The sequence below is a fragment of the Massilia horti genome (assembly GCF_004614195.1).
Classification (GTDB): Bacteria; Pseudomonadota; Gammaproteobacteria; order Burkholderiales; family Burkholderiaceae_D; genus Telluria; species Telluria horti.
Window position 1 is genome coordinate 37,408 of sequence record NZ_SPUM01000132.1, and the last position, 26,288, is coordinate 63,695.

Consider the following 26,288-nt stretch of genomic DNA (forward strand, 5'->3'; position numbering starts at 1 on the left):
TGAAAGGTCGCTTAAAAGCACTGCGCGATGCAATAGAGGAATGATTTTTCAGCCGCGAACGTGGGCTGTTGCACGGCGTAGGGTGTGCACCTTTGGTGCGCACGCGGTACGTGTGCGTACAAGAGCCAACGACATTCAACCGTACAGCGTGCGCACAGGTGCGCACCCTACGAACTGCCACCGCATACGCTCAGGTGCCAGTCACAGACTTTCAAGATAACGGCGAATGGCCTCGACCAACTGCTGCGGCTGGTCAATCATGACGAAGTGCCGTGACGGCGAAATGGCCACCAAATCCAGGTTTTGCGCGCCCTTCATCAATTCCCTGTAATACTCGACCTTGCCCTCGAGCGACTGACCTTCCTGGCTCGCGTCCGGCCCGAAATAGGGCGCTACCAACAGCACCGGCCCCTTGATGTTGGCGAGACCGGGCCGCAGGTCGAGCGCGAACGCTTCGGCCGTGTAGCGCAACACTGCCGCTGGGTCGCTGCGTGCGGTGAGCGCGGCCAGGTCGGCCGCCTTGCCCATGTCGAGCAAGCCGACCTCGCGCAGGTACTGCTCCTGCTGTTCTTTGAAGACCTCGGCGCTGACCGGAGCGGCATTCGCCTTCATTTCGCTTGCGTCGATTGCCCGCCGCGAAGGTGGCACGCCTTCCGATCCGGGCACTACGGGAAGACCGTCGATCGTGACGACGCCTTTGACAAGATCCGGCTGCTGCTCTGCCACCTCGAGCGCCAGTGTCCCGCCCAGGCTGTGGCCGATCAGCACGGGCTGGTCCAGTTTGCGTGAAACGATCAGCTCTTGCAGCGCGTTGGCGGCTGCCGCAAGCGCGTCACCCTCGACCGCCGGTCGTCCGTCGAAGCCGGGCAGGGTAACCACATACACCGCGTGATCGCTTGAGAACTCACGCACGATGTCCTGCCACACCCAGGCGCCGCTCGCCAGGCCCGGCACCAGCACCAACGGGCGCGCGCCCTGGCCGTGGCGCTCGACCTGCAGCACGCCGACCTCGAAGCGCTCGCTGGGAACCAAGGTTGAGGCGAAGCGGTTTGGTGCCCGGGGGTTGTCGGCGCAAGAGGCGGCGGGTGCGCCGATGGCAAGCGCGATTGCGAGGGCAAACGACAAAGCTACTTTCATGCGGATTCCTGATCAGGCGTGAATATGGTTTCGATCGGCAGAGAGAACAATTTGGAGATCGCGAATGCGAGCGGCAGGCTGGGATCGTATTTCCCGGTCTCGATCGCAATCACGGTCTGGCGCGACACGGACAACAGGTCGGCCAGGTGCGCCTGACTCCAGCTGCGTTCGGCGCGTAGCTGACGAATCGTGTTTTTCATCGACAGCAGACCCTGCGCGCGATGTTCACCACACCGAATGCGCTGCCCATGATGATCCAGACGGCGAACATGGACAGCCGCGGGAAGCCGGCCGTTTCGAGGAAGCCGTAGGTAAATGTGGCCGCCGCCGTCACCGCGGCCGTCAGCGCCACCGTTTCGAGCAGCCGCTGGCGAATGTATTCGTCCGAGTGTGCGAGCTTGCGCGCCACGGCCCGGATCATCAGGCCGAAACCGGCCATGGGGCTGATCAGCACTAATGTGCGCAGCACGCCCTCCGGCATCGGGCGGCCGAATTTTTGCGACAAGAGTAGCAGCGTCAAATACGCGGCAAACGCTATGCCGAGCTCCTTGTAGTAGATCTTCGTGATGGTCTTCTCGTGCATCATCATCTCCAGTGGTGGTAAAGGATACTTGACATCGTAGGCTTAAATATTTGCCGTGTCAAGTGACCTTTACAAATACTTCGACACGTCCGATCGACTACAATGCTGCTCTTTTTCGGTTCATGACGGCCCCAGACATGGCTACCACTTCCCAACCTTCCCGCGTCGCCGTAATCGGCGGCGGTCCCGCCGGCCTGATGGCAGCCGAAGTGCTGGCCGCAGGTGGTGTGGGCGTCGACCTCTACGACGCCATGCCCTCGTGCGGACGCAAATTTCTGCTGGCGGGTAAGGGCGGAATGAACATTACCCACTCGGAGCCGTACGACGCGTTCGTGCCCCGGTACGGCAAGCGCAGCGCGGAGGTCGCGGCATGGCTCGAACACTTCAACCCCGACGCGGTGCGGGAATGGATACATGGCCTGGGCATTGACACCTTCGTGGGCACTTCCGGCCGCGTGTTCCCTACCGACATGAAGGCCGCGCCGCTGCTGCGCGCGTGGCTGCACCGGCTGCGCGCTGCGGGCGTGCAGTTCCACATGCGCCACCGCTGGCTTGGCTGGCGTGATGGTGCGCTGCTGTTTTCGACCCCTGACGGGGAGCGGACGATCGCAGCGCAGGCGACCGTGCTCGCGCTGGGCGGCGCCAGTTGGCCACGGCTCGGATCGGATGGCGCATGGGCGCCGGTGCTAAGCGACGAGCAGGTCGAATTGGCCCCACTGGTTCCATCTAACTGCGGATTTGATTGCAACTGGAGCGCCCATTTCAGCGAGCGCCACGCCGGTGCGCCGCTGACCACCGTCGCCATCGGCTATCTCGACGCCAACGGCGCCAGGGCCAAGCGCAAGGGGCAGTTCGTGGTGACTGCGACCGGGATCGAAGGCAGCCTTGTCTATGCGTTGTCGTCACCACTGCGCGACCAGATTGCCGCGCTGGGTTGCACCACCGTCTGGATTGATCTCGTGCCCGACCATAGCGAAGAACGGGTGGCGGCGGAAGTGTTGCGCCCTCGCGGTTCGCGCTCGATTTCGAGCCACCTGCAAAGCCGCCTGGGCATCCACGGCGTCAAGGCCGGACTGCTGCGCGAATGCCTGAGCATGGAGGAATATAACGACCCGGCGCGGCTGGCTGCAGCGATCAAGGCGCTGCCGCTGGTGCTCAGGCGCACGCGCCCGATCGCCGAGGCGATCAGTAGCGCTGGTGGAGTGCGTTTCGACGCGCTCGAGGCATCCGGCATGCTCAAGGCAAAGCCGGGCGTGTTCGTGGCGGGCGAGATGATCGACTGGGAAGCGCCGACCGGCGGCTACCTGCTCACCGCCTGTTTTGCCAGCGGCCGAGCGGCGGGGCAGGGCGCGCTGGACTGGCTTCTACGCAGCTAGCGCCAGCGGGCGCGTCCGACCCATTTGGTTCGCCCATTCTCATTTTAGGGCTCCGCGTACTCATGTGTTACAGTAGAAATTGGCATCTTTTCTACCGCTAATTTCGCCTCGTCCGTCCGCTGCCTACCGTTGGGGCGAATGGAGTGGAAAGAATCTGAGATATGCTCGCATACCAATTGCTCAGGAATCACGCCGGGATTCTGCTGTGCGGTGATTACCTTACGCTAAAAGCGTTGCACGACGCTGTGCACGAAGTCAACGAACGTTCACCAATCATACAAGACAAGGAGGGCTCGTTTTTGGCACTCGCTTACGACGCGAGAATGGCATATGAGCGAAAGCGCCGCGTAATAACACCTCCCGAGCATACTCCGGAAATCGGCATTCGGTTCGGCGTCGAGATTTTGTGGCCAGTGCTGGTGGTGCAAGCTCGAATGCTACGAACGTCGCTCGGATATATCGATAGCAGCAAGCAACAGCAAGCGATCACGTATGCACTGGAGTCGGTGATAGAGGAAGCAATTAACGAAGATTTCGGCGAAAAAGCTCTGTCTATCCGTGAACAGTGGGGCAGATTAGATCCAGCACATCCGTCCATCGAAGAACGGCTTGACAGTCGTGGAGCACAGTTTTGCGCATGGACGAAAGCCGAGCGTAAAGCAAAGCTGGCAGGACTCCTGGCGAGTTTTGATCCAATGTACGAAAACTTGTATCCCCACTGGGTCGCAAGCGGCGCTGTTGACTTGGTTGCACCTGACGAACTGGCTTCGTTTTCAGGAACGGAATGGAAAGATCCGCGCTGGTAGAACACCATGCCGTGTCCCAAGTAGCGTTCCTGTAATCGCGCCCTAAGGGTCCACAGCACCGGCACCTTCCACGAAAAGACGAACCACCGCTTCGAACTCCTGCATTAGATTCAGTCGCCGGTCGGTGATCCAACGCATCAGCGCGCCGAAATACAGGTAATGAAAATAGATGGCCAGTTGTGGTGCCGGTCGAGTGGCATCCAGCTCGCCACGGTCCTGACCGGCCGCGATCAACATTGTCCACGCCTGCACCATATCGCCATCGTCCTCGCCTTTGCCAGCCATTGTTGCTCGCGGTTCGAAACTCGCGAATTTATAGCGGATGTAGGGGAGCAGATAGTCAGGATGGCGCTCGCACCAGGCAGCCGATTCAGCCAGCAGTGCCAATACAGTGGACCGAAACGGGGCATCTAAATCGGATCGAAAGCGCAGGTTGGCCAGATCACGGGCCAGTTCTGTTTCGAGCAGATGCGCCAATACGGCTTCCTTGGCCGGAAAATACTTGTACAAAGTGCGCTTGGAGACCTCAGCGCAAGCCGCGATCTGCTCCATCGTTACCGCGCCATAACCGTGTGCATGAAACAACTCGCCTGCAGTAGAGGCAATGCGATTGAGGAGGCGTGCCTTCTTCTGAGGGCGCAGGCCCTCGACGGAGACGGCGGGCAGGCTTTCCGGTGCGTACGGGATTGTCATTGTTGCGGAGTATAGAGCATGTTAAAGTATACGGCGTATACATTTCAGGAGTTTGCATGAAGCTGCTGATCCTCACCTACGGCACCGAGGGCGATACTCGGCCCCTCGCTGCCGTCGGTCATGCCCTGCGGCACGCCGGCCACGATGTGCATCTGCTAGGAGACGCGCGTACCCTTGGTTCGGCAGCGGAACTGGGCCTTCCTCACTCCGCGCTGACCGGCGACATCCGCCAGTTGTTTGCCGAATGGGGCAGCCAGGGACCGAAAGCCACGGCCAAGGCGTTAGTACAGCTGACCAACGCCAATACTCACGCCTGGATGCAGGAAACTCTGGCCGCTGCCGAGGGCTGCGATGCCATTCTGACCTCCGGCCTGGCTGCCTTTGTCGGCCTTTCGGTTGCCGAACGCTTGAGTATTCAGGCCATCGGCGCGGGCATGATCCCGCTTACGCCCTCGCGCGAATTCCCTTCGCCCTTCCTGCCTCCTGATATCGTACCCCGCTGGCTCAACCACGCCAGCCTCCGGCTGACCAATCAATTGCTCTGGCTGGCGTTCCGCAAAACCCTGAATCAAGCGCGGCAGACCGTGCTCGGCCTGCCGCCGCGCCGCGCAATGCCGAATGAACACCCGATGCTTTACGGCATATCGCCAAGTATTCTCCCGCAACCCGCTGACTGGCCGGCCAACGCCCGCCTATGCGGGCAATGGCAAGTGCCGGCCGGCGACTTCACCCCGCCACCGGAACTTGCTGCTTTCCTCGACGCAGGCGCGCCACCGGCCTACGTGGGTTTTGGCAGCATGGCAGGGATGGACGGGCAGCAAATGGCCGCAACCTTGATCAGCGCGCTAGCTGGCCGCCGCGCGCTGTTTTACCCGGGCTGGAGCGGTATGGACGACATCGAGCTGCCCGAAAACATACTGCGCATTGGAGCCATCCCGCACGACTGGCTGTTCCCCCGTACAGCCGCCGTCATCCACCATGGTGGTTCCGGTACCACCCATTCGGCCACGCGTGCTGGCAAACCGTCGGTCGTCGTTCCCTTTGCCGGGGACCAGCCCTTTTGGGCAAAATGTCTCTACGATCTGGGTATTGCGCCACCAGCGCTCGACGCGACGACGTTGGATTTCGGGAAGTTGGGCAACGCGATCGAGTTTGCGGAACGTTTGGACGTTCAGAAACAGGCAGCGCAGGTTGGCGAACGGATGCAACGCGAAAACGCCCTGTTGACAGCTATCGAAGAGATTGAGAAGCTGATCGCGCGGTAGCGGGAGTAGCCCGCACGGGTCGCTTAGTATCGAAAACGGACTGCTGCGCTAGGTTCGCTACCGACCCAAAGCTGAAGTTCACGTTATAAGACGCTTTCAGGGCCTTTCGACCAACATTGGGGACATAGCTCCAATAATTGGCCGTCGCTCGGAACCTGATTCTTTGCCATGGCAAGTGCGCCCTTCCGATCATTCGTACCAACAGATTCCCTGCATTCACTAGGGTTTGGCATAGCTTTACAACCCAGTTTATGAACCAAACGCTTCCCGTTCTGAAGCGGGGCAATGAAGATTGTAGTCATGCATCATTCTCTAGCTTAAAAAATAAATCCCTAGGCTACCTGAAACCGGCCGCTTGCTGACGGTAAGGGCCCCACGAAAGCTCTAGCTCATCTGATATGTAGTTTGCGTCAGGTCAAGCCTGTAGTGCCCATCCTCTTCACCGATGCTTAAAGCGGTTGCCCATACGTGTTCCAAACACTTATGTTTTTGTTCGTCTTCCAATCCTCTGCCGTAGCAAGATTATGCCGTTTCGCAACATCAAGAACTGCCAATATGATGGAATCGGCAGCTGGGTCAGTCGATAACACAAATTTATCACCGAAGGGCTTTCCATCGTAGAGGATATTGTCAGATGGCGTCTGCTCAATCCGGCAGCCCTTCTCTTTACCATCAACCTTTACGTGTGTCTCGATCACCGGATACGGCCCCAGATCAAGCCTTAAACTGTAGTATGAAATGCTTATCATCTGCTCTCCTGGACTCGGTTGCTGTTCGAGGAATTTATAAAGAACCTATTCATGCTGGGGAAGCCGTCGTTCACGAACGTCCGCTTCTGCCGATTGCGGACCTTCATCAGCGCATCCGACTTTTCCGCCAAGCCCTGACCGCGCCGAAACCGTCAGTGCGCGAGGAGAGTTACCTGCGAGTACTTGGGATTTGGCTCGACGCTCTTTACTCGGTCCTGAAGATCACTTCGCCGCTGCCGTTGCGACTGACGCTGCGCTGGGGCGGATCGCCGAGCACCTCGATGTCCCCGGTGCCGCTGAGCGAGGCGGTGACGCTGTTGCGTGCAAAGACCGTGCTGTTGCCTGAGCCGACCTGCTCGATCTCGACCACGTCGGCGCGCAGGTGGCGCGCATCGAGGTCGCCCGAGCCGCGCAGCATGCCGCGGAAATCCTTGGCGCCGCCGACCAGCGTCAGTTCGCCCGAGCCGTTGATCTCGGCCACGAGTTTGTCACTGTTGCCGCTCTCCAGTTCGAGGTCGCCGCTGCCATGCAGGATCGCGGAAACCTGGCGGTAGCGTCCGTTGAACTTCGCCGTACCGGAGCCATCGAGCCGCAGTTCGACGCGCTCGCCCGAAAAGCCGTCGATTTTGCTGTCGCCGCTGCCGTCGATGGTCAGCCGCGTCAAGCTGGGCAGCACCAGGGTGACCTGCAGCGGACGGCGGTGGCGCAGGACGATGCCGCGGGTGCCGATGTGCAGCACTCCGCCGTCTTCCACCGTCTCCACGTTCCCCAGCAGGCGCTGCTCGCCGCGCACGACCAGTGAGGGTTCCTGGCCGTAGCGCAGGGACAGGTCGATCGGGCCGGACAGTTCGACCGCGCTGATCCGCTTGCTGACCGTGCGCACTTCGCTGCCGGCCATCCGGCCGGCGGTCGTGGCCGGGCCGCTGATTCCCTGCGAGCGCAGCATGCCGTAGCTGGCGCCGATCAGCACGAAAGCCAGCACGAGCAGGGCCAATCCGATTTTCAGCAGAGCGCGCATCTTCAGCTCCCCCTGAGCAGAGAAAGGTTCATCTGGAGATAGCGCTTGGCGCCGATGAAGGTGTAGCGGGTGACGACGATCGCGAGCAGGAACAACGCGATCCCGCCCAGCACCATACCCAGGCCGAAAGCCGTCTGCGTGGTGCGCGAGCCGGCATCGACCTCGCTCGAGATGCGGATTTTGCGGCCAGCCACCGCTTCCGCGCTGCGCAGCACGCGCGGCTCGCGTGCCTCGTCCTCGCTCGCGCCCGGCGTTTGCGCCGACTTGTCCTGGGACATCTGGACGCCGCTTTCGCTGATCGTGATTCGGGTCTGGTCGCCGCTATCGGCGTCGTGGACGATCACCTGCGGCACGTTCAGCATAAGTTCATTGGCCCCGGCCAGGCCGCTGGCGGTGACGGCGATCCCGGCCACGTAGAAACCGAGCGCGCAGGCGTACACCGCCGTCAGCAGGGCCGAAAACACGATGGCCGGTACCACCATGAACAGATTGAAGATGGAAAGCCCGGCAAACGTCACCAGCATGCGCAGCAGGTTGGCGGGGTTCTTCTTTTCCTGGAACGCATGCAGGTGCTTGCTGGCGCGCAGAGTCATCGCGATCTTGCGGGGATCGTCCAGTTCGTTTGCCACGTCTTCTTCGCTGCGCCCGGCGGCTACGCCGTCCACGAAAAGCTGTTCGTAGCCGGCCAGGGTCTTGGCCTGGGTCTCGGGCGGCAGGCCAACCATGGCCCGCTTGAGCGCGTCGAGGTACTCGAGTTTGTGCATGTACTGCTGCTTCCCAGTGTCAGTTATGCCCGACGCCCAGCATCAAGGCGATCGCCGGCGAGGTGGTTGCGGCCGAACCGCCGATCAGATCCGGTTTGACCAGCACCACGGTGCTCGCGAGGACAAGGGCCAGCAGGGCCAGTGTACGCAATCCAAGATGTAGGTTCATTTGCATTTCCGTCAATACCAGTTTGGATGATGCTACTGTACCGGCGGGGGCGTATTGCCGCCATCGGGTTGCGACAGACTGCAGATTTCGCGGGGCAGGCGGCCGTAGGCGAGGATGGCCGTGGCAGCCTGCTTCGCGCTGCGCACCGCGGTTTCGAGGGTGGCCGGGTAGCTTGATGCCGTGTAGTCGCCGGCCAGTACCAGGCCGGGCAGGCCGGTCTCGTTCGCCGGGCGGGCCAGATTCGGCGTGCAGGCAAAGGTTGCGCGCTTCTCGGTGACTACCTGGCTCCACACTGGGCTTGCGAGCTCGGGGCGGCCAAATGCATCGGCGAGCTGGCGTGCGAGGGACGCGGCCAGTTGCTCACGGCTGGCTTGCGCCGCCGGGCCGGCGCTGCTTACCACGACCGCCAGCAGGCCGGCGTGGCCGGGATCGAGCTGGCCGCGGTCGAAGACGAACTGGCCCCAGTAATCGGAACCGGGATCGTCCAGCAGGGCGCAAAACGGCAGGTCGAGGTGCACATGCGGGGCGTATTGCAGGTAGCAGGTGGCGATCGGCTCGTACTCGAAGGCCGCCAGTTGGGCACGCAGTGCGTCGGTGCCGGGCAGCGTTTCGATGAGCGTGGCCGACTGCCATGGCGGCGTGGCCAGCACCACGGCGTCGAACACCGTCTGAACGCCCTTGGCCTGCACCTGCCAGCAGCCGTCGGCTTGGGCAAGGCCGGTCACTGCCGCCCCGAGCCGCACCGATCCGCCTCGGCCCTCCACAAAAGCCGCGGCCGCCGCCGGGAACAGTTCCCCGAGCGCGAGGCGCGGCACCAGCATGTCGGATGCCGCGCGCCTGGCGCCCAGGCTGTCGCGCAGCACGGCCAGGAACACCCGCGCCGACGCCTGGTCAGGCGGGGTGTTGAGCGCCGCCAGGCACAACGGGCGCCACATCAGGCGCGCCAGGCGTTCGGTCTGGTCGAAGCGCTCCAGCATCTCAGACACGCTGCAGTCCACGTCGAGCCGCCACTCCATCCAGCGTGCGGTCGTGGTAAACCGGGCCAGCGCCAGCTTGTCCGCGCGCGTCAAGCCTTTCGCGGTCAGCAGGCCGGCCAGCATGTGCATCGGCGCGGGCAGGCGCGGCGCGACGAAATCCATGCCGCCGGAACCGGGTGGGTAGCGCAGCTGCAGGGGCAGGCGCAGGAGGGCGCGCTTTGGGTCCACCCCCACGGTGCGCAGCAGGCCAAGGGTATCCGAGTAGGCGCCCAGCAGGATATGCTGGCCGTTGTCGAGCATGCGCCCGTCCAGCTCCACGGCGCGGGCGCGGCCGCCCAGGGTGCGTGCGGCCTCGTACAGCGTTACGGCGCAGCCGGCGCGCGCCAGCAGGGCGGCTGCGGCGCAGCCTGCCCAGCCGCCGCCTGCCACGGCCACGCGCAGCGCTGTCTTAGCCGCGCACATAGGTCTTCCACGCCAGCCACAGCTTGCGCAGCGGGGTGAGCGAGATGCGCTGGTTGAGGACGTGGAAATTGTCGCGTTCGATCTCGTCGAGCAGGGTGCGGTAGATCGCCGCCATCATCAGGCCCGGACGCTGGGCGCGCCGGTCTTCCTTGGGCAGCAGCGCGAATGCTTCGTCGTAGGTCTTGCGCGCGCGCTCGGCTTGAAAACGCATCAGCGCCTCGAATTTGTCGCTGTGGCGCGAATTGAGGATGTCGGCCGCGGTCACGTTAAACTGCTGCAGCTCGTTCACCGGAATGTAGATGCGGCCCTTGCGCGCGTCGTCGCCCACGTCGCGAATGATGTTCGTGAGCTGGAACGCCAGGCCCAGCTTCTCCGCGTACTCCAGGGTCTGCGGCTTGGTCACGCCAAAAATCTTGGCCGACAGGATGCCGACCACGCCGGCCACGTGCCAGCAATAGCGCTTCAACCCGGCAAAGTCGAGATAGCGCGACTGATCAAGGTCCATCTCCATGCCGTCGATGATCGCCTGCAGGTGCTGCTGCTCGATCTGGTAAACATCAAGGTGCGGCGCCAGCGCCTGGGTCACCGGGTGCGTCGGCGCGCCCTTGTACATGGCCGCCACTTCGCCGCGCCACCATGCCAGCTTGATGCGCGCCACCGATTGGTCCGAAGCCTCGTCGACCGTATCGTCGACCTCGCGGCAGAACGCATACAGCGCCGTGATTGCGCGCCGCCGCTCGGGGACGAGGAACAGGAAGCTGTAGTAGAAGCTGGAGCCGCTTTGGACGGTCTTTTGCTGGCAGTATTCGTCTGGGAACATGTAAAAAAAACAATAGTGGCGTAGCGAATCCGCTATCTTAGCCGAAGCGCAAGCGTGGAGGGAGCCTTATCCACCCCCGGCGGCGCGGTCCGTAGGGTGCGCACCTGTGCGCACGCGGTACGGGTGACTGTCGTTGGCGCCGGTATTCATACGTACCGCGTGCGCACTGGTCCTCGGTGGCCCCGCGCCCCCTACGCCTCCTGCAAGCTGTGCCTAATCCGTCCGGTTCATGCGCAGCGCCCGCCAGCCCATCGCCAGCCAGTCGGTTGCTGCGAGCACCGGCCGATGGCGGAACACGTCGTAATCCACCCGTTCGATCATCTCGAGAATGCGCAGTCCGCCCTGGACCACCATCCGTATTTCCCAGCCGACGCGGCCCGGCAGGCGTAGTGCCAGCGGCGCGCCGTCAATCATCAGGGACCGGGCGCGCGCCACTTGGAACGCCATCAACGCGCGCCAGGCGGCATTGGCTTCGCCACGGACGATCGCGTCTTCGCCAACGCCAAAACGGGCGAGGTCGTCCTGTGGAATGTAGATGCGGCCCTTGCCGATGTCGATGCCGACGTCCTGCCAGAAATTGATGAGCTGTAGCGCGGTGCAGATCGCGTTCGATTGCGCCAGGTTGCGCTCGTCCGCCGCGCCATACAGGCACAGCATCAGATGGCCGACCGGATTGGCCGAGCGCCGGCAGTAGTCGAGCAGAAGGGGAAAGTCGGCGTAGCGGTCGGTGACCACGTCCTGGCTGAAGGCCGAGAGCAGATCGCGCAACGGCTGCAGCGGCAGCCGGTATTGCTGCACCACGGCGGCCAGGCGCCGGAACATTGGATCGCCGGCATCGTCACCGCGGGCGATCGCGTCCAGCCGTGTGTCGTAGGCCTGCAACGCTGCCAGCCGTTCGGCCGGTGCGGCATCGCCCTCGTCGGCCAGATCGTCGGCGCTGCGCGCGAAGGCGTAGACCGCCTGCACGGCTGGCACCAGGCGGCGCGGCATCAGGATGGAAGCGACAGGAAAGTTTTCGTAGTGATTAACTGACATTTTACTCTAATTGACCCGCGCGTCATTTGCATTCATTTGTTGCATGATTATAATTTTAAATTCGCATTGCGCAGTTTGCTCTAGGATGACTACCGCGCTTGCCTTTTCGCCTGTTGGACGATCTGCATAACAAAACCTGCATAATAAAGGAGGCTTTGTGCCAGCCCTTGATCGCTTTTCCCGGCCGATGGCCGTAGTGGTATTGCCGTTGTTTGCCGCGCTGCTTGCGAGCTGCTCCAAGCCAGAACCCAAAGTCGAGGACGTGCGCCCGGTGCGCACGATGACGGTGACTGCGGCCGACGTGACGGCCACCGACGAATTTGCCGGCGACGTGCGTCCGCGGTTCGAGTCGCGCTTGGGCTTTCGGGTGGGTGGCAAGATCGTCGCGCGCAAGGTGGACGTGGGCGCGGCGGTCGTGCGCGGCCAGGTGCTGATGCAGCTCGACCCGCAGGATCTCAAGCTTGGCCAGGCCCAGGCGCTGGCCAGCCTGCGTGTCGCCGAGACCAATCGCGACCTGGCCCAGACCGACTACAACCGCTACAAGGAACTGCTCTCCAAGAACTTCGTCAGCCAGGAGGTGCTCGAGTCCAAGGCCGCGTCGCTCAAGGCGAGCCAGGCCAACGTCGACGCCGCGCGCGCCGTCTATCACGAGCAGTCGAATCAGTCGGGCTATGCGCGGCTGGTGGCGGACTCCGACGGCGTGGTGACGGGCATCGACGCGGAGGTCGGCCAGGTGGTGGCGCCCGGCACGCCGGTGGTGCGCATCGCGCGTACCGACGAGAAGGAAGTGGTGATCGGGGTGCCGGAAGGCCGGGTCGACGAACTGCGCAAGGTCGAAGATGTCTCGGTCCGGCTATGGGCCGACCGGAACCAGGCGATCCCGGGCAAGATACGCGAGATTTCGCCCATGGCCGATCCGGCCACTCGCACCTACACGGTCAAGATCATGGTGCCGCCCAATCCCGCCATCCACCTTGGCATGACGGCGACCGTCCAGTTCGCGGCCAAGAGCGATGCGCCTCAAATTCACCTGCCGCTGACGGCGCTGGTCCGCAACAAGGGCGCAACTGGCGTCTGGGTAGTCGAGAACAACGCAGTCCATCTGGTGCCGGTGCAGTTGGGCGGCCCGGCCGGGAACGACATCGTGGTGGCAAATGGCCTGCGTAGCGGCCAGATCGTGGTGACGGCCGGCGTCAACCGCCTCAGGGACGGCCAGAAGGTGAAGATTCTCACCGCCGACGTATCCCGCCGGGCCGATACCGAGGCGCTGGCGCTCGGCGGCGGAGCCGCAAAATGAGAGGCTTTAACCTTTCGCGCTGGGCGCTGGAGCATATTCCGCTCACGCGCTACCTGATCGCCGCGCTGCTCATCGGCGGGATTATCAGCTACGGCCAACTGGGCCAGGACGAGGATCCGCCGTTCACCTTCCGCGTGATGGTGGTGCGTGCAATGTGGCCGGGCGCCACCGCGCTCCAGATGGCCGAACAGGTCACCGACAAGCTCGAACGCAAGCTGCAGGAAACGCCCTACATCGACAAGATCCGCAGCTATTCCAAGCCTGGCGAGACCACCATCATCCTCGAGCTGCGCCAGTCGACGCCGCCCAAGGAGACCGCCAATTCCTGGTACCAGGTGCGCAAGAAGATCGGCGACATCGCCGCCACCTTGCCGCCGGGCGTGATCGGCCCGTTCTTCAACGACGAATTCGGCGACACCTACGGCTCGATTTTCGCGCTGTCCGGCGACGGCTTCAGTTACGCCGAAATGCGCGACTACGCGGACTTCGTGCGCCAGCAGTTGCTGGCGGTGCCGCTGGTGGCCAAGGTCGAGGAGTTCGGCGTGCAGGAAGAGAAGATCAACATCCTCTTCTCGAACAAGAAGTTCGCCCAGCTCGGCATTCCGTTCCAGCAGGTGGTGAACCAGATCGCGACCCAGAACCAGGTCGAGTCCAGCGGCCTCTTGGTCACGCCGCTGGAAAACCTGCAGGTGCGCGTTTCCGGCTCGCTCAAGAAGGTCAAGGACATCGAAGACCTGCAGCTGCGCGCCGGCGACACCACGTTCCGCCTCGGCGACTTTGCCACCGTGGAGCGAGCCTACCAGGACCCGCCACAGGAACGGATGCGCTTCAACGGCAAGGAGGTGATCGGCCTTGGCGTATCGATGGAAAAAGGCGGCAACATCGTCCACATGGGGAAGGCGATGGAAGAAACCGTCGCGAAGGTGCGCGCCCAGCTCCCGGTCGGTATCGAGCTCGAACGGGTGTCCGACCAGCCGCGCGCGGTGACCGGGTCAGTCAGCGAGTTCATTCACACCCTGGTCGAGGCGGTGCTGATCGTGCTCGCGGTGTCGTTCGTCTCGCTCGGCCTGCATACCAGCCCCAGGCTGCGCATCGACGCCAGGCCCGGCCTGGTGGTGGCGCTGACCATTCCAATGGTCCTGGCGATCACCTTCCTGTTCATGAAAATCTTCGACATCTCGCTGCACAAGGTTTCGCTCGGCGCGCTGATCATCGCGCTGGGCCTGTTGGTCGACGATGCGATCATCGCGGTCGAAATGATGGTGCGGAAGATGGAGGAGGGCATGTCGCGCCTGGATGCCGCCAGCTTCGCCTACACCTCGACCGCAATGCCGATGCTCACCGGTACCCTGATCACGGCCGCAGGCTTTCTGCCTATTGGGCTGGCCAAGTCCATGGCCGGTGAGTACACGTTCTCGATGTTCTCGGTGAACGCGATTGCGCTGCTGGTATCGTGGTGCGTGGCGGTGACCTTTACGCCCTATGTTGGCTTCGTGCTCCTGAAGGTCAAGCCGCACAGTCACGCGCAAAACGGGCATGACCTCTACGATACCCCGTTCTACCGGCGCTTCAGGCGCTTGGTGAACTGGTGCGTCGAGTGGCGCATGACCACGGTCGTGCTCAGCCTGGGGGTGTTTGCGCTGGGCGTGTTCGGCTTTAAGTTCATCGAAAAGCAGTTCTTCCCCGACTCCAACCGCCCCGAGCTGATGGTCGAATTGTGGATGCCGGAGGGGACCAGCTTTGCCGCCAACGAGGAGCAGGTGAAGAAGTTCGAGGCCTTCCTGGCCACGCAGAAGGGCATCGAAAGCGTCACCAGCTACGTCGGCACCGGCAGCCCGCGCTTTTACCTGCCGCTCGACCAGATCCTGCCGCAGACGAACGTGTCGCAGGTGGTCGTGCTGCCGGTCGACCGTGCGACACGCGACGCGTTGCAGAAGAAGATAGTCGATCTGTTCAGGACCGACTTCCCCGAAGTGCGCGGGCGCGTCAAGCTGCTGCCGAACGGGCCGCCGGTGAGCTATCCGGTGCAGTTCCAGGTATCCGGTCCCGACATCGGCGTGGTGCGCGACCTGGCCGACCAGGTCAAGCAAGTCATGCGCCATAACCCCGCGACAGTTGGCGTGAACGACAACTGGAACGAATCGGTCAAGGTGCTGCGCCTGGACGTCGACCAGGACAAACTGCGTGCGCTGGGCGTCACTTCACAGGATGTGCGGCGGGTCGCCAATACCGTGCTGTCCGGGATGACGATCGGCCAGTTCCGCGAAAGTAATCGCCTGATCGACATCGCGGTGCGCCAGCCGCTCGAGGAGCGCTCGACGATCTCGGTCCTGAATGAGACCAATGTGCCCACGCCGTCGGGGCGGGCGGTCACTATCGGCCAGCTGGCGCGCGTGCACTTCGTCTGGGAGCCGGGCGTGGTGTGGCGCAAGGGGCGCGAGTGGGCGATCATGGTCCAGTCGGACGTGGTCGAAGGCATTCAGGGACCGACCGTCACCAGCCAGGTCGATGAAAAGCTGGCGGCGATGCGTGCCAGGCTGCCAGCCGGCTACCTCATCAAGGCCGAGGGCGAATCGGCCGGCAGCGCCGAGGCGGAAGCATCGATTGCGCAGAACGTGCCGCTGGTGCTGTTCATTATTTTCACGCTGCTGATGCTCCAGCTGCACAGCTTCTCGCGTTCGCTGATGGTGTTCCTCACCGGACCGTTGGGCATCGCCGGCGCGGCGCTCGCGCTGCTGATCTTGCACCGGCCATTCGGATTCGTCGCCAACCTCGGGGTGATTGCGCTGTTTGGCATGATCATCCGTAATTCGGTGATCCTGGTCGACCAGATCGAGCAGGACATCCTGGCGGGCAGGCAGGCGTGGGATGCGATCGTCGAGGCGGCGGTGCGGCGCCTGCGGCCGATCCTGCTGACGGCGGCGGCTGCGGCGCTGGCGATGATCCCGCTCTCGCGCTCGACGTTCTGGGGGCCGATGGCGGTGGCGATCATGGGTGGTTTGGTGCTGGCGACGGCGCTGACATTGCTGTTTTTGCCGGCGTTGTATGCGCTGTGGTTCAGGGTGAGGAAGCCTGTGGTGCGAGATCCGGAGAATCGGCCAGTGCACGCGACCGAAGTCGAAACGGCCAAATAGCCGAAGGCGTATCGCATGGGCGTAGGGTGCGCACCAGTGCGCACGCGGTTACGTGCGCGTGCCGGAGCAAACATTACTCAACCGTACCGCGTGCGCACAGGTCCTCGCCGGCCGCGCGCCCCCTACGCCTGCCGTAATCGCTAGGGGTGCACTCGAGGGCGGCGCAAAAAACGCTCCTATGGTGTCAGAAAATCCAGTAAAATAACGGGTTGAAGTTGTAGCCCCTAAACAAAGGAGTGCAGGGCGGCCGGTTTCACTGTCGGACGCCCTTTGTTTTTGCGGCAAGATGCAGCAATCCTGCGCGAGGATGGCGAAATTGGTAGACGCACCAGGTTTAGGTCCTGACGCCAGTGATGGTGTGGGGGTTCGAGTCCCCCTCCTCGCACCACGAATAATTATTTTTTTGGACGATTTTTACAATGGCAACTGCAGTCGAAACCCTGGAAAAACTCGAGCGTCGCTTGACCATCACTCTGCCCGTGGCTGATGTCCGCTCGGAAGTCGAGAAGCGCCTCAAGCAGCAGGCGAAGACGGCCCGTGCCCCTGGCTTCCGTCCGGGCAAGGTGCCGATGAAGATGGTCGCTGCGCAGTACGGTTACCAGATCGAATCCGACGTGCTGAACGACAAGGTTGGCCGCGCATTCAACGAGGCTGCCAACGAGAACCAGCTGCGCGTTGCCGGTTTCCCGAAAATCGAACCGAAACAAGAGGCGCCGGAAGGCATGCTGGCGTTTGACGCGACCTTCGAAGTGTTCCCGGAAGTGGTGATCGGCGACCTGTCGAAGGTGGAAGTGTCGACCGTCAAGACCGACGTCACCGACGCTGAAATCGACAAGACCATCGACATCCTGCGCAAGCAGCGCGTGCACTACCACACCAAGGGCGAGGCAGGCGAGCATGGCACCGGCGGCGAAGCCGTGGCGGCCAACGGCGACCGCGTGACGGTCGACTTCGTCGGCAAGATCGATGGCGAAGAGTTCGCCGGCGGCAAGGCCGAGAACTATGCATTCGTGCTGGGCGAAGGCCGCATGCTGCCGGAATTCGAAGCCGCCACCGTCGGCCTGAAAGTGGGCGAGTCGAAGACCTTCCCGCTGTCGTTCCCTGAGGATTACCACGGCAAGGACGTGGCTGGCAAAACCGCCGAGTTCACCATCACCTTGACCCGTCTGGAATGGGCGCACCTGCCGGAAGTGGATGCCGAGTTCGCCAAGTCGCTGGGCATCGAAGACGGCAACCTGGAAAAAATGCGCGCCGACATCAAGGTCAACCTGGAGCGTGAAGTCAACGCCCGCGTCAAGGCCCGCAACAAGGAAGCCGTGATGGACGCGCTGGTCAAGTCAACCGAGATGGACGTGCCCAAGGTCATGATCGAGCAGGACGCACAGCGCCTGGCCGAGATGACCCGCCAGGACATGGCGCAGCGTGGCATGGACGTAAAGAACCTGCAATTCCCGGCCGACCTGTTCGCCGAGCGCGCCGAGCGCCGCGTGCGCCTGGGCCTGATTCTCCAGCAGCTGGTGAGCGATAACAACCTGCAAGCGACCTCGGAGCAGGTGAAGGCCCAGATCGAAGACTTCGCACAGAGCTACGAAGATCCGAAGGAAGTGCTGAAGTACTACTACAGCGATCGCCGTCGCCTGGGTGAAGTGGAATCCCTTGTATTGGAAGAAAACGTCGTTAACTACGTGCTGGACAAGGCAAAGGTCGAGACCAAGGACGTTGCCTTCGACGAATTGATGGGCAGCAACGCACAGGCCTGATCGAGGCGTAAGCTTCTTCCCTGGCCCGTCTCGTACGAGCAGGCGCCTGATGCGCATCCCGGCGGGATGCGCATTTTGCTCGCGCGAGCGCTGTTCACGCGGCTCCGTTATACTCAGCGTGGTGTCCCGCGCGGCCCATCCCGGGTTGCGGGAATGCCACCGGGCAGCGGGCCTTTTTATGCTTCTTACAAGGAACGAGACAGGTATGAACCGAAATCCAGCATTGGACACTCAAGCACTCGGCCTCGTGCCGATGGTGGTGGAACAAAGCGGCCGCGGCGAGCGCGCCTACGACATCTACTCGCGCCTGCTCAAAGAGCGCGTGGTTTTCCTGGTCGGTCCTGTCAATGACCAGATGGCCAACCTGATCGTGGCCCAGCTGCTGTTCCTGGAGAGCGAGAATCCGGACAAGGACATCTCCCTCTACATCAACTCGCCGGGCGGTTCGGTGTCGGCAGGCCTGGCGATCTTCGACACGATGAACTTTATCAAGCCGGACGTGTCAACCCTGTGCACCGGCCTGGCCGCGTCGATGGGCGCATTCCTGCTCGCTGCTGGCGCCAAGGGCAAGCGGTTCTCGCTGCCGAACTCGCGTATCATGATCCACCAGCCGTCCGGTGGCTCCCAGGGCCAGGCGTCGGATATCGAAATCCAGGCCAAGGAAATCCTGTACCTGCGCGAACGCCTGAACCGCATTTTGGCCGAGCGTACCGGCCAGAGCATGGAGCAGATCCACAAAGATACCGATCGCGACCGCTTCATGTCGGGCGATGAGGCCGTGGAGTATGGACTGATCGACAAGGTCTTGACGACCCGGGGTTGATCCATCCCACAAGGTGTTGCTGAAAAACGCCCGGGCGCGAACACGTTCGGGCGTTTGTTTTTCATTTCGGGTAGCATGGTGTCGTGCGCACTTGTTGCGCCCCCGTATTAGCGTTATATTGATAGCATTCAACAGAATCCTGCCCCATGTCAGACAAAAAATCCTCTAGCGGCGAAAAACTCCTGTACTGCTCGTTCTGTGGCAAGAGCCAGCACGAGGTCAAGAAGCTCATCGCGGGACCGTCGGTCTTCATTTGCGACGAGTGCATCGACTTGTGCAATGACATCATCCGCGATGAGACCTCGAACGTCGAATCGGTGGCGGGCTCCAAGTCCGACCTGCCGACGCCGCACGAAATTTGCGAACTGCTCGACCAGTATGTGATCGGCCAGCAGACGGCCAAGCGCATCCTGTCGGTGGCGGTGTACAACCACTACAAGCGCCTCAAGCACCTGGGCAAGAAGGACGACGTCGAACTGGCCAAGAGCAACATCCTGCTGGTCGGCCCGACCGGTTCCGGCAAGACGCTGCTGGCCCAGACCCTGGCGCGCATGCTCAACGTGCCGTTCGTGATCGCGGACGCCACCACGCTGACCGAAGCGGGCTACGTGGGCGAAGACGTCGAGAACATCATCCAGAAGCTGCTGCAAAGCTGCAACTACGAGGTCGAAAAGGCGCAGCGCGGGATCGTCTACATCGACGAGATCGACAAGATTTCGCGCAAGTCCGACAATCCGTCGATCACGCGTGACGTGTCCGGCGAAGGCGTGCAGCAGGCGCTGCTCAAGCTGATCGAAGGTACGATGGCATCGGTGCCCCCGCAGGGCGGGCGCAAGCACCCGAACCAGGACTTCGTGCAGATCGACACCACCAACATCATGTTCATCTGCGGTGGCGCGTTCGACGGCCTGGCCAAGATCATCCAGAACCGCTCCGAGAAGAGCGGCATCGGTTTCGCGGCCAGCGTCAAGAGCCAGACCCAGCGCTCGAACAGCGAGATCCTGATGGAAGTGGAGCCGGAAGACCTGATCAAGTTCGGCCTGATCCCCGAACTGGTGGGCCGCCTGCCGGTGGTCGCCACGCTGGCCGAGCTGACCGAGGAAGCGCTGATCGAGATCCTGATCGAGCCGAAGAACGCGCTGATCAAGCAGTACAGCAAGCTGCTCGAGATGGAAGGCGCCGAGCTGGAAATCCGCCCGGCGGCGCTGCATGCGATCGCCCGCAAGGCGCTGGCGCGCAAGACCGGCGCCCGCGGCCTGCGCTCGATCCTGGAACATGCGCTGCTCGACGTGATGTACGAACTGCCAAACCAGCAAAACGTGGTCAAAGTCGTGATCGATGAAAACACGATCACGAACGGCGCAAAACCTTTGCTGATTTACAGCGAAACGGCGAAAGCATCGGGCGAAAACTAAAAAATTTCCCGCACGCACCCCACAAAAGGACTTGATCCGCCGATTCTTAGCGGTACAATTTACCTCAATAAAAGACCGAGGCTTCAATCGCAAAGCCACTCTCGCAGCGCAAGCTGTGAAGGTGGCTTTTTTCATTGCACCACGGACTTTTATTGGAACGGCTATATTCGCGTCAAGTTGATGATATTGACTTGCAGAAAATATTTTGGGCTGGCGGTATTGAGTTTTGGATGTACGCGCCCAACATCGTCAACACGCTTTCTATAAGGTATGCCATGACAACTTCGAAATTAACCGAGCAAACGACGCTGCCCCTCCTGCCGTTGCGCGACGTGGTCGTGTTTCCGCATATGGTGATACCACTGTTCGTTGGCCGTCCCAAGTCGATCAAGGCACTCGAAGCCGCGATGGAGCAGGGCAAGAGCATCATGCTCGCCGCGCAAAAGGCGGCCGCCAAGGACGAACCTTCCGCCGCAGACATCTACGAGATCGGCTGCGTGGCGAATATTCTGCAAATGCTCAAGCTGCCGGACGGTACCGTGAAGGTGCTGGTCGAAGGCGCCCAGCGCGCGCGCATCAATCACATCAGCGATACCGCGACCCATTTCGTCGCCGACCTGACCCCGCTGCGCTCGGAAGCGGGTGACGACTCCGAGGTCGAGGCGATGCGTCGCGCCATCGTTCAACAGTTTGACCAGTATGTCAAACTGAACAAGAAGATTCCGCCCGAGATCCTGGCATCGCTCGCCGGCATCGACGACGCGGGCCGCCTGGCCGACACCGTCGCCGCGCACCTGCCGCTCAAGCTCGAGCAAAAGCAGGTGATCCTGGAGATCTTCAACGTCGCCAAACGCCTGGAGCACCTGCTCGGCCAGCTCGAAGGCGAGCTCGACATCCTGCAGGTCGAAAAGCGCATCCGTGGCCGCGTCAAGCGCCAGATGGAAAAGTCGCAGCGCGAGTACTACCTGAACGAACAGGTCAAGGCCATTCAGAAGGAACTGGGCGAAGGCGAAGAGGGCGCGGACATCGAGGAACTCGAGAAGAAGATCGTCGCCGCCAAGATGCCGAAAGAGGCGCTGGACAAGGCCGGTTCCGAGATCAAGAAACTCAAGCTGATGTCGCCGATGTCGGCCGAAGCGACGGTCGTGCGCAACTACATCGACACCCTGATCTCGCTGCCGTGGAAGAAGAAGTCCAAGGTCAACAACGACCTGGAAAACGCCCAGAAGGTGCTGGACGCCGACCACTACGGCCTGGAGAAGATCAAGGAACGCATCCTGGAATATCTCGCAGTGCAGCAGCGCGTGGACAAGCTCAAGGCCCCGATCCTGTGCTTCGTCGGCCCGCCGGGCGTGGGCAAGACCTCGCTTGGCCAGTCGATCGCCAAGGCGACCAACCGCAAGTTCGTGCGCATGGCGCTGGGCGGCGTGCGTGACGAAGCCGAGATCCGCGGCCACCGCCGCACCTACATCGGCTCGATGCCGGGCAAGGTGCTGCAATCGCTCGCCAAGACCGGCGTGCGCAACCCGCTGTTCCTGCTCGACGAGATTGACAAGATGGGCGCGGACTTCCGTGGCGACCCGTCGTCGGCCCTGCTCGAAGTGCTCGATCCGGAACAGAACCACACGTTCTCGGACCACTACGTCGAGGTGGACTTCGACCTGTCGGACGTGATGTTCGTCGCGACCTCGAACTCGTTCAACATTCCGCCGGCGCTGCTCGACCGGATGGAAGTGATCCGCCTGTCGGGTTACACCGAAGACGAGAAGACCAGCATCGCGCAGCGTTACCTGCTGCCCAAGCAGATGAAGGCGAACGGCGTCAAAGAGGACGAGCTGAAGCTGGAAGAAGCTGCGATCCGCGACATCATCCGCTACTACACGCGTGAAGCTGGCGTGCGCTCGCTCGAGCGTGAAATCTCGAAGATCGCGCGCAAGGTCGTGAAGATGCTGCTCCTGAAAAAGAGCGAGCGGAAAGTCGTGGTCGGCGCCAAGAACCTCGACAAGTTCCTCGGCGTGCGCCGCTTCGACTTCGGCATGGCGGAGAAGGACAACCAGATCGGCCAGGTGGTCGGCCTGGCATGGACCGAGGTGGGCGGCGACCTCTTGACCATCGAAGCCGTGCAGGTGCCGGGCAAGGGTGCCATCATCCGCACCGGCACGCTGGGCGACGTGATGAAGGAATCGATCGAGGCCGCGCGCACCGTGGTGCGCAGCCGCGCGCAGCGCCTGGGCATCAAGAACGAAGTGTTCGAGAAGGCCGACATCCACATCCACGTGCCGGAAGGCGCGACGCCGAAGGATGGTCCTTCCGCAGGTATCGCGATGACGACCGCGCTGGTGTCGGTGTTCACCGGCATTCCGGTTCGTGCCGATGTCGCCATGACCGGCGAAATCACGCTGCGTGGCGAAGTCCTGCCGATCGGCGGCCTGAAGGAAAAGCTGCTGGCAGCACAGCGCGGCGGCATCAAGACGGTCCTGATCCCTGAGCAGAACGTCAAGGACCTGGCCGAGGTGCCCGACAACGTGAAGAACAAGCTCGAAATCGTTCCGGTGCGCTGGATCGAAAAAGTGCTTGAGTTCGCGCTGGAGCGCCAGCCGGAACCGCTGGTGGAAGTGCCGACGGTGGCCGTGGCGGCGACCGCAACGGCCGAAGGCCAGGGCGGCGTGGTCAAGCACTAAGCTTAAGTTCAGTACCCAAAGGAGGCGCCCACGCGGCGCCTCTTTTTACGTTGGGGCAAAATTCATCATACGGCTTGCGGGAGGCGTTCGTAGGGTGCGCACCTGTGCGCACGCTGTACGCTTGCGGATAGTTTGCTCCACGTACGAACGTGGTCCATGTATGTACCGGAGCCAACGATGTTCAACCGTACCGCGTGCGCACAGGTGCGCACCCTACGAAAACACTGGCGCTCGTGGCTCCAACCCCCACAAATTTCCATAAAGCACATTCGTTGCTTGACACAACTATTGCCCCCTTGTTTAATACGCCCTTGCAGTTTTTGCCTGAAGGCGCGGCGGCCGCGGCGTCCAGAACGAACAAGAGGGATAGAGTGAACAAGACTGAACTAATCGAAGAAATCGCGAAATCGGCGGACATTACCAAAGCCTCGGCCACGCGCGCACTCGACGCCATGCTCAACGCAGTGACCACGACGCTGAAGAACAACGACAGCGTGACCCTGGTCGGCTTCGGTACCTTCAGCGTTGGCGAACGTGCGGCACGCACTGGTCGCGATCCGCGCACCAAGGAAGCCATCAAGATCAAGGCAGCCCGCGTACCGAAATTTAAGGCTGGTAAAGCCCTTAAAGATGCTGTAAACTAATGCCTTCTTTGCGGTGACAAGCAGAGAAGAGTATCTGGCGGCACCGTCGTCGTCGGGCGCTTAGCTCAGTTGGTAGAGCGGAGCCCTTACAAGGCTTAGGTCGGGAGTTCGAGCCTCTCAGCGCCCACCAGTTGGCCAGATACGCGCAGTACCAGTATTTTGTGGAGCGGTAGTTCAGTTGGTTAGAATACCGGCCTGTCACGCCGGGGGTCGCGGGTTCGAGCCCCGTCCGCTCCGCCAAGTGGTTAGAGAGAAGAGTGCTTCCCCTGCGGGAAGCACGGGTTGGGGATCGAAGGGAATCGCTTGCAAGCGATTCCGCGGCCTGCGCAGCGTAGGCGAGCCCCGTCCGCTCCGCCACAAAATGCTAAAGAATTTGGAGCGGTAGTTCAGTTGGTTAGAATACCGGCCTGTCACGCCGGGGGTCGCGGGTTCGAGCCCCGTCCGCTCCGCCAGATTTTAGGAGTAACAGTGTTCCCCCTGCGGGGAACACGGGCTTGGGCTCGAAGGGAATCGCTTGCAAGCGATTCCGCGGCCTGCGGGACGTAGGCGAGCCCCGTCCGCTCCGCCAGATTTGAAAAGAAGAGGCGAACATTGGTTCGCCTTTTTTTTTAAGTTTTCAGTAACGCATTCTCAACCTTGATTGGCTGACCATGTTTGAATTCATTCGTACCCACCAGCGCCTGATGCAGATTATCCTGTTGGTGTTGATCCTGCCGGGCTTTGCGCTTGTGGGGATCAGCAGTTACCAGAACCGTGGCGACGGCGGCGCCGGTGTCGCCACCGTGGATGGCCAGAAGATCACCCAGCAGGATTGGGAAGCCGCCCAGCGGCGCCAGATCGACCAGTATCGCCAGATGCTGGGCGACAGGTTCGATCAGAAGATGTTCGACACGCCGGAAGCCAAGCAGGCGATCCTTGAAAACCTGGTGGCCGAGCGCGCCGTCAACGCCGAAGTCGCACGCGGCCACTTGACCGCGACTGACGCGATGTTGCAAAAGACGATCGGGGACATCCAGTCTTTCCGCAATCCTGACGGCAGCTTCAACATGGACCAGTACAAGGCCGCGCTGGCAGCGCAGGGCATGACTCCGGAAATGTTCGATGCGCGCCTGCGTCACGACTTGGCCATGCAGCAACTGGTCGGTTCGATCCAGTCCACCGCCTTCACACCGCGTTCGGTCGCGTCGCGCATGTCCGACCTGAACGACCAGGAGCGCGAAGTCCAGGAGCAGCTGTTCCCGCTGGCGCAGTTCGCGCCGCAGGTCAAGGTGACCGATGACATGGTCAAGGCCTACTACGACAAGCACGCGGACCAGTTCCAGGTGCCCGAGCAGGTCAAGGCCGAATACGTGGTGCTTGATCCGTCGACGGTGGAAAAGCAGGTCACGGTCAGCGATGCGGAAATCGCCGACTTCTACAACAAGAACATGAAGAGCTTCACTACGCCGGAAAAGCGCACCGCGAGCCACATCCTGATCGCGGTCAAACGTGACGCCCCGGCCGCCGAGAAGGAGAAGGCGCGCGCCAAGGCGGAAGCCGTGCTGGCCGAAGTTCGCAAGAACCCGAACGATTTCGCGGCGATCGCCAAGAAGGAATCGCAGGATCCGGGTTCGGCAGAGCTGGGCGGCGACCTTGGCGAAGTGCAGAAGGGTCTGTTCGTCAAACCGGTGGAAGACGCGATCTATTCGCTCAAGCAGGGTGAGATCAGCGGCATCGTGCCGTCCGAGTTCGGTTTCCACATCATCAAGGTAACCGCGGTCAAGCCGGCGACCCAGAAGACGCTGGAGGAAGCCAAGCCGCAGATCACGGAAGAGCTCAAGCAGCAGAAGACGCGCAAGAAGTTCTCGGAGCTGGCGGAGGTCTTTAACAACACCGTATTCGAGCAGTCGGACAGCCTGAAGCCGGCCGCGGACAAGCTGGGCGTGCAGGTCCAGACGGTCGACGGCCTGACCCGCAAGCCGAACCCGGCGCTGGGCCCGGCACCGTATAACAACGAGAAGTTCCTGGGTGCGTTGTTCTCGGCTGATGCGATCAAGAACAAGCGCAATACCGAACCGGTCGAAATCGGCGCAGGCACCCTGATTGCGGGCCGCGTGGCTGAATTCAAGCCCGCTGCAAAGCGGCCGCTGGCGGAAGTGGAAGCGCTGATTCGCCAGCGCGTGACGCAGGAAGAAGAAATGCGTCTGGCACGCCAGGCTGGCGAAGCGAAGCTGGCCGCTGCCAAGGCATCGGGCGACGCTGCCGGTTTCGGCGAGGCAAAGGTAGTCTCGCGCACCAAGGAGCCCGCGATCAATCCGACCGCCGCACTGGCCGTGCTCAAGGCTGACGTATCCAAGCTGCCGGCCTATGTAGGCGTGGAGCTGCCGGGCCAGGGTTACGGCGTGTACCGCATCGGCAAGGTGTCGCAGCCGGCCCAGACCGACGAAGCGCGCCGCAAGCAGGAAGCCGAGCAGATCGCCCGCGTGCTTGGCGAGCAAGAGATGTTTGAATACATCGAAGCGCTCAAGCACAAGGCCAAGGCGAAGATCAACGTCAAGCCGGCTGAACTGGGCGAGCAGAAGTAATCGGGCCTGAAAGGCTCAGACAAAAGACCCGGCTGCGGAAGCAGACCGGGTCTTTTTTTCGCTGTCATCGGCAAGCGCGGGTTTCGTAACGTGATCACCAGCGTACGAAAGAGAGC

General features: G+C 62.0%; 22 protein-coding genes and 4 tRNA genes. 15 read left to right on the forward strand and 11 right to left on the reverse strand.

What is annotated here, in order from left to right; all coding sequences use genetic code 11:
- Positions 1 to 201: 201 nt before the first annotated feature.
- The 3 genes from E4O92_RS19900 to E4O92_RS19910 are packed head-to-tail and all read right to left on the reverse strand — an operon-like array spanning position 202 to position 1,720.
- Positions 202 to 1,137 (reverse strand): alpha/beta fold hydrolase, encoded by a 936-nt coding sequence (locus E4O92_RS19900; RefSeq protein ID WP_135191402.1) that lies wholly within the window; start codon positions 1,135 to 1,137, stop codon positions 202 to 204.
- Complete coding sequence (locus tag E4O92_RS19905) at positions 1,134 to 1,337, reverse strand: helix-turn-helix transcriptional regulator (protein ID WP_135191403.1); 204 nt, start codon at positions 1,335 to 1,337, stop codon at positions 1,134 to 1,136. The genes E4O92_RS19900 and E4O92_RS19905 overlap by 4 nt, the downstream gene beginning before the upstream one ends.
- Entirely contained in the window at positions 1,334 to 1,720 is a 387-nt protein-coding gene (locus tag E4O92_RS19910) for a hypothetical protein (RefSeq protein ID WP_135191404.1), read from the reverse strand. The genes E4O92_RS19905 and E4O92_RS19910 overlap by 4 nt, the downstream gene beginning before the upstream one ends.
- 137 nt (positions 1,721 to 1,857) lie before the next feature.
- Here E4O92_RS19910 and E4O92_RS19915 point away from each other — a divergent pair, with 137 nt between their 5' ends.
- Both E4O92_RS19915 and E4O92_RS19920 read left to right on the forward strand, forming a co-directional pair.
- Positions 1,858 to 3,096, forward strand: a complete 1,239-nt coding sequence (locus tag E4O92_RS19915; RefSeq protein WP_135191405.1) for a TIGR03862 family flavoprotein — start codon at positions 1,858 to 1,860, stop codon at positions 3,094 to 3,096.
- 161 nt (positions 3,097 to 3,257) lie between these two features.
- Positions 3,258 to 3,902 carry a DUF6904 family protein gene (locus E4O92_RS19920; RefSeq protein ID WP_135191406.1) on the forward strand — a complete coding sequence of 215 codons (645 nt, stop codon included), beginning with the start codon at positions 3,258 to 3,260 and terminating at the stop codon, positions 3,900 to 3,902.
- Positions 3,903 to 3,944: 42 nt separating this feature from the next.
- Here the strand turns inward: E4O92_RS19920 and E4O92_RS19925 are convergent, their stop codons facing one another.
- Positions 3,945 to 4,595, reverse strand: a complete 651-nt coding sequence (locus E4O92_RS19925; protein WP_135191407.1) for a TetR/AcrR family transcriptional regulator — start codon at positions 4,593 to 4,595, stop codon at positions 3,945 to 3,947.
- A 56-nt stretch (positions 4,596 to 4,651) separates the two neighbouring features.
- Between E4O92_RS19925 and E4O92_RS19930 the strand changes: the two genes are divergently transcribed.
- Positions 4,652 to 5,860, forward strand: coding sequence for a glycosyltransferase (locus E4O92_RS19930; protein ID WP_135191408.1), 1,209 nt, complete (start codon positions 4,652 to 4,654; stop codon positions 5,858 to 5,860).
- Between the two features lie 449 nt (positions 5,861 to 6,309).
- Here the strand turns inward: E4O92_RS19930 and E4O92_RS19935 are convergent, their stop codons facing one another.
- From E4O92_RS19935 to hpnC, 7 genes are all read right to left on the reverse strand, one after another.
- Positions 6,310 to 6,609: a hypothetical protein gene (locus tag E4O92_RS19935; RefSeq protein ID WP_135191409.1), complete on the reverse strand. Its 300-nt coding sequence runs from the start codon at positions 6,607 to 6,609 to the stop codon at positions 6,310 to 6,312.
- A gap of 205 nt (positions 6,610 to 6,814) precedes the next feature.
- A complete protein-coding gene (locus E4O92_RS19940) occupies positions 6,815 to 7,627 on the reverse strand; it encodes a head GIN domain-containing protein (RefSeq protein ID WP_135191410.1) in 813 nt (270 codons plus the stop codon).
- A 2-nt stretch (positions 7,628 to 7,629) separates the two neighbouring features.
- Positions 7,630 to 8,391 carry a DUF1700 domain-containing protein gene (locus E4O92_RS19945; protein ID WP_135191411.1) on the reverse strand — a complete coding sequence of 254 codons (762 nt, stop codon included), beginning with the start codon at positions 8,389 to 8,391 and terminating at the stop codon, positions 7,630 to 7,632.
- A gap of 19 nt (positions 8,392 to 8,410) precedes the next feature.
- Positions 8,411 to 8,560 carry a hypothetical protein gene (locus E4O92_RS24935; RefSeq protein ID WP_167759840.1) on the reverse strand — a complete coding sequence of 50 codons (150 nt, stop codon included), beginning with the start codon at positions 8,558 to 8,560 and terminating at the stop codon, positions 8,411 to 8,413.
- Between the two features lie 32 nt (positions 8,561 to 8,592).
- On the reverse strand, positions 8,593 to 9,999 hold the full coding sequence (hpnE, locus tag E4O92_RS19950) for a hydroxysqualene dehydroxylase HpnE (RefSeq protein WP_135191412.1): 1,407 nt from the start codon (positions 9,997 to 9,999) through the stop codon (positions 8,593 to 8,595).
- Positions 9,986 to 10,819: a presqualene diphosphate synthase HpnD gene (gene hpnD / locus E4O92_RS19955; RefSeq protein ID WP_135191413.1), complete on the reverse strand. Its 834-nt coding sequence runs from the start codon at positions 10,817 to 10,819 to the stop codon at positions 9,986 to 9,988. Before hpnD ends, hpnE begins: the two co-directional genes overlap by 14 nt.
- Positions 10,820 to 11,032: 213 nt before the next feature.
- Positions 11,033 to 11,854, reverse strand: a complete 822-nt coding sequence (gene hpnC / locus E4O92_RS19960; protein ID WP_135191414.1) for a squalene synthase HpnC — start codon at positions 11,852 to 11,854, stop codon at positions 11,033 to 11,035.
- 157 nt (positions 11,855 to 12,011) lie between these two features.
- On the opposite strand from hpnC, the gene E4O92_RS19965 reads away from it, so the two are divergent.
- The 12 genes from E4O92_RS19965 (at position 12,012) to E4O92_RS20020 (ending at position 26,172) form a co-directional block, all read left to right on the forward strand.
- Positions 12,012 to 13,151 carry an efflux RND transporter periplasmic adaptor subunit gene (locus E4O92_RS19965; RefSeq protein WP_229483582.1) on the forward strand — a complete coding sequence of 380 codons (1,140 nt, stop codon included), beginning with the start codon at positions 12,012 to 12,014 and terminating at the stop codon, positions 13,149 to 13,151.
- Complete coding sequence (locus E4O92_RS19970; protein ID WP_135191415.1) at positions 13,148 to 16,285, forward strand: efflux RND transporter permease subunit; 3,138 nt, start codon at positions 13,148 to 13,150, stop codon at positions 16,283 to 16,285. Before E4O92_RS19965 ends, E4O92_RS19970 begins: the two co-directional genes overlap by 4 nt.
- 301 nt (positions 16,286 to 16,586) lie before the next feature.
- Positions 16,587 to 16,673: transfer RNA gene (locus tag E4O92_RS19975), tRNA-Leu, on the forward strand.
- A gap of 31 nt (positions 16,674 to 16,704) precedes the next feature.
- Positions 16,705 to 18,045 (forward strand): trigger factor, encoded by a 1,341-nt coding sequence (gene tig, locus E4O92_RS19980; RefSeq protein ID WP_135191416.1) that lies wholly within the window; start codon positions 16,705 to 16,707, stop codon positions 18,043 to 18,045.
- A 205-nt stretch (positions 18,046 to 18,250) separates the two neighbouring features.
- Complete coding sequence (gene clpP / locus E4O92_RS19985; RefSeq protein WP_135191417.1) at positions 18,251 to 18,868, forward strand: ATP-dependent Clp endopeptidase proteolytic subunit ClpP; 618 nt, start codon at positions 18,251 to 18,253, stop codon at positions 18,866 to 18,868.
- A gap of 146 nt (positions 18,869 to 19,014) precedes the next feature.
- Positions 19,015 to 20,283 (forward strand): ATP-dependent Clp protease ATP-binding subunit ClpX, encoded by a 1,269-nt coding sequence (clpX, locus tag E4O92_RS19990; RefSeq protein WP_135191418.1) that lies wholly within the window; start codon positions 19,015 to 19,017, stop codon positions 20,281 to 20,283.
- Between the two features lie 275 nt (positions 20,284 to 20,558).
- Positions 20,559 to 22,964, forward strand: a complete 2,406-nt coding sequence (gene lon, locus E4O92_RS19995; protein WP_135191419.1) for an endopeptidase La — start codon at positions 20,559 to 20,561, stop codon at positions 22,962 to 22,964.
- A gap of 320 nt (positions 22,965 to 23,284) precedes the next feature.
- Complete coding sequence (locus E4O92_RS20000) at positions 23,285 to 23,608, forward strand: HU family DNA-binding protein (RefSeq protein WP_167759845.1); 324 nt, start codon at positions 23,285 to 23,287, stop codon at positions 23,606 to 23,608.
- Positions 23,609 to 23,662: 54 nt separating this feature from the next.
- Positions 23,663 to 23,738 (forward strand) — tRNA-Val (locus E4O92_RS20005).
- A 33-nt stretch (positions 23,739 to 23,771) separates the two neighbouring features.
- Positions 23,772 to 23,848: transfer RNA gene (locus tag E4O92_RS20010), tRNA-Asp, on the forward strand.
- A gap of 135 nt (positions 23,849 to 23,983) precedes the next feature.
- Positions 23,984 to 24,060, forward strand: a tRNA-Asp gene (locus E4O92_RS20015).
- Between the two features lie 198 nt (positions 24,061 to 24,258).
- The gene (locus E4O92_RS20020; RefSeq protein WP_135191421.1) at positions 24,259 to 26,172 is read left to right on the forward strand and encodes a SurA N-terminal domain-containing protein; all 1,914 of its coding nucleotides are present in this window, start codon (positions 24,259 to 24,261) and stop codon (positions 26,170 to 26,172) included.
- Positions 26,173 to 26,288 lie beyond the last annotated feature (116 nt).

Coding starts and splice junctions, on each gene's coding strand:
- E4O92_RS19900 (WP_135191402.1), bottom strand. CDS start 1,137: ATGAAAGTAGCTTTGTCGTTTGCCCTCGCAATCGCGCTTGCCATCGGC.
- E4O92_RS19905 (WP_135191403.1), bottom strand. CDS start 1,337: ATGAAAAACACGATTCGTCAGCTACGCGCCGAACGCAGCTGGAGTCAG.
- E4O92_RS19910 (WP_135191404.1), bottom strand. CDS start 1,720: ATGCACGAGAAGACCATCACGAAGATCTACTACAAGGAGCTCGGCATA.
- E4O92_RS19915 (WP_135191405.1), top strand. CDS start 1,858: ATGGCTACCACTTCCCAACCTTCCCGCGTCGCCGTAATCGGCGGCGGT.
- E4O92_RS19920 (WP_135191406.1), top strand. CDS start 3,258: ATGCTCGCATACCAATTGCTCAGGAATCACGCCGGGATTCTGCTGTGC.
- E4O92_RS19925 (WP_135191407.1), bottom strand. CDS start 4,595: ATGACAATCCCGTACGCACCGGAAAGCCTGCCCGCCGTCTCCGTCGAG.
- E4O92_RS19930 (WP_135191408.1), top strand. CDS start 4,652: ATGAAGCTGCTGATCCTCACCTACGGCACCGAGGGCGATACTCGGCCC.
- E4O92_RS19935 (WP_135191409.1), bottom strand. CDS start 6,609: ATGATAAGCATTTCATACTACAGTTTAAGGCTTGATCTGGGGCCGTAT.
- E4O92_RS19940 (WP_135191410.1), bottom strand. CDS start 7,627: ATGCGCGCTCTGCTGAAAATCGGATTGGCCCTGCTCGTGCTGGCTTTC.
- E4O92_RS19945 (WP_135191411.1), bottom strand. CDS start 8,391: ATGCACAAACTCGAGTACCTCGACGCGCTCAAGCGGGCCATGGTTGGC.
- E4O92_RS24935 (WP_167759840.1), bottom strand. CDS start 8,560: ATGAACCTACATCTTGGATTGCGTACACTGGCCCTGCTGGCCCTTGTC.
- hpnE (WP_135191412.1), bottom strand. CDS start 9,999: ATGTGCGCGGCTAAGACAGCGCTGCGCGTGGCCGTGGCAGGCGGCGGC.
- hpnD (WP_135191413.1), bottom strand. CDS start 10,819: ATGTTCCCAGACGAATACTGCCAGCAAAAGACCGTCCAAAGCGGCTCC.
- hpnC (WP_135191414.1), bottom strand. CDS start 11,854: ATGTCAGTTAATCACTACGAAAACTTTCCTGTCGCTTCCATCCTGATG.
- E4O92_RS19970 (WP_135191415.1), top strand. CDS start 13,148: ATGAGAGGCTTTAACCTTTCGCGCTGGGCGCTGGAGCATATTCCGCTC.
- tig (WP_135191416.1), top strand. CDS start 16,705: ATGGCAACTGCAGTCGAAACCCTGGAAAAACTCGAGCGTCGCTTGACC.
- clpP (WP_135191417.1), top strand. CDS start 18,251: ATGAACCGAAATCCAGCATTGGACACTCAAGCACTCGGCCTCGTGCCG.
- clpX (WP_135191418.1), top strand. CDS start 19,015: ATGTCAGACAAAAAATCCTCTAGCGGCGAAAAACTCCTGTACTGCTCG.
- lon (WP_135191419.1), top strand. CDS start 20,559: ATGACAACTTCGAAATTAACCGAGCAAACGACGCTGCCCCTCCTGCCG.
- E4O92_RS20020 (WP_135191421.1), top strand. CDS start 24,259: ATGTTTGAATTCATTCGTACCCACCAGCGCCTGATGCAGATTATCCTG.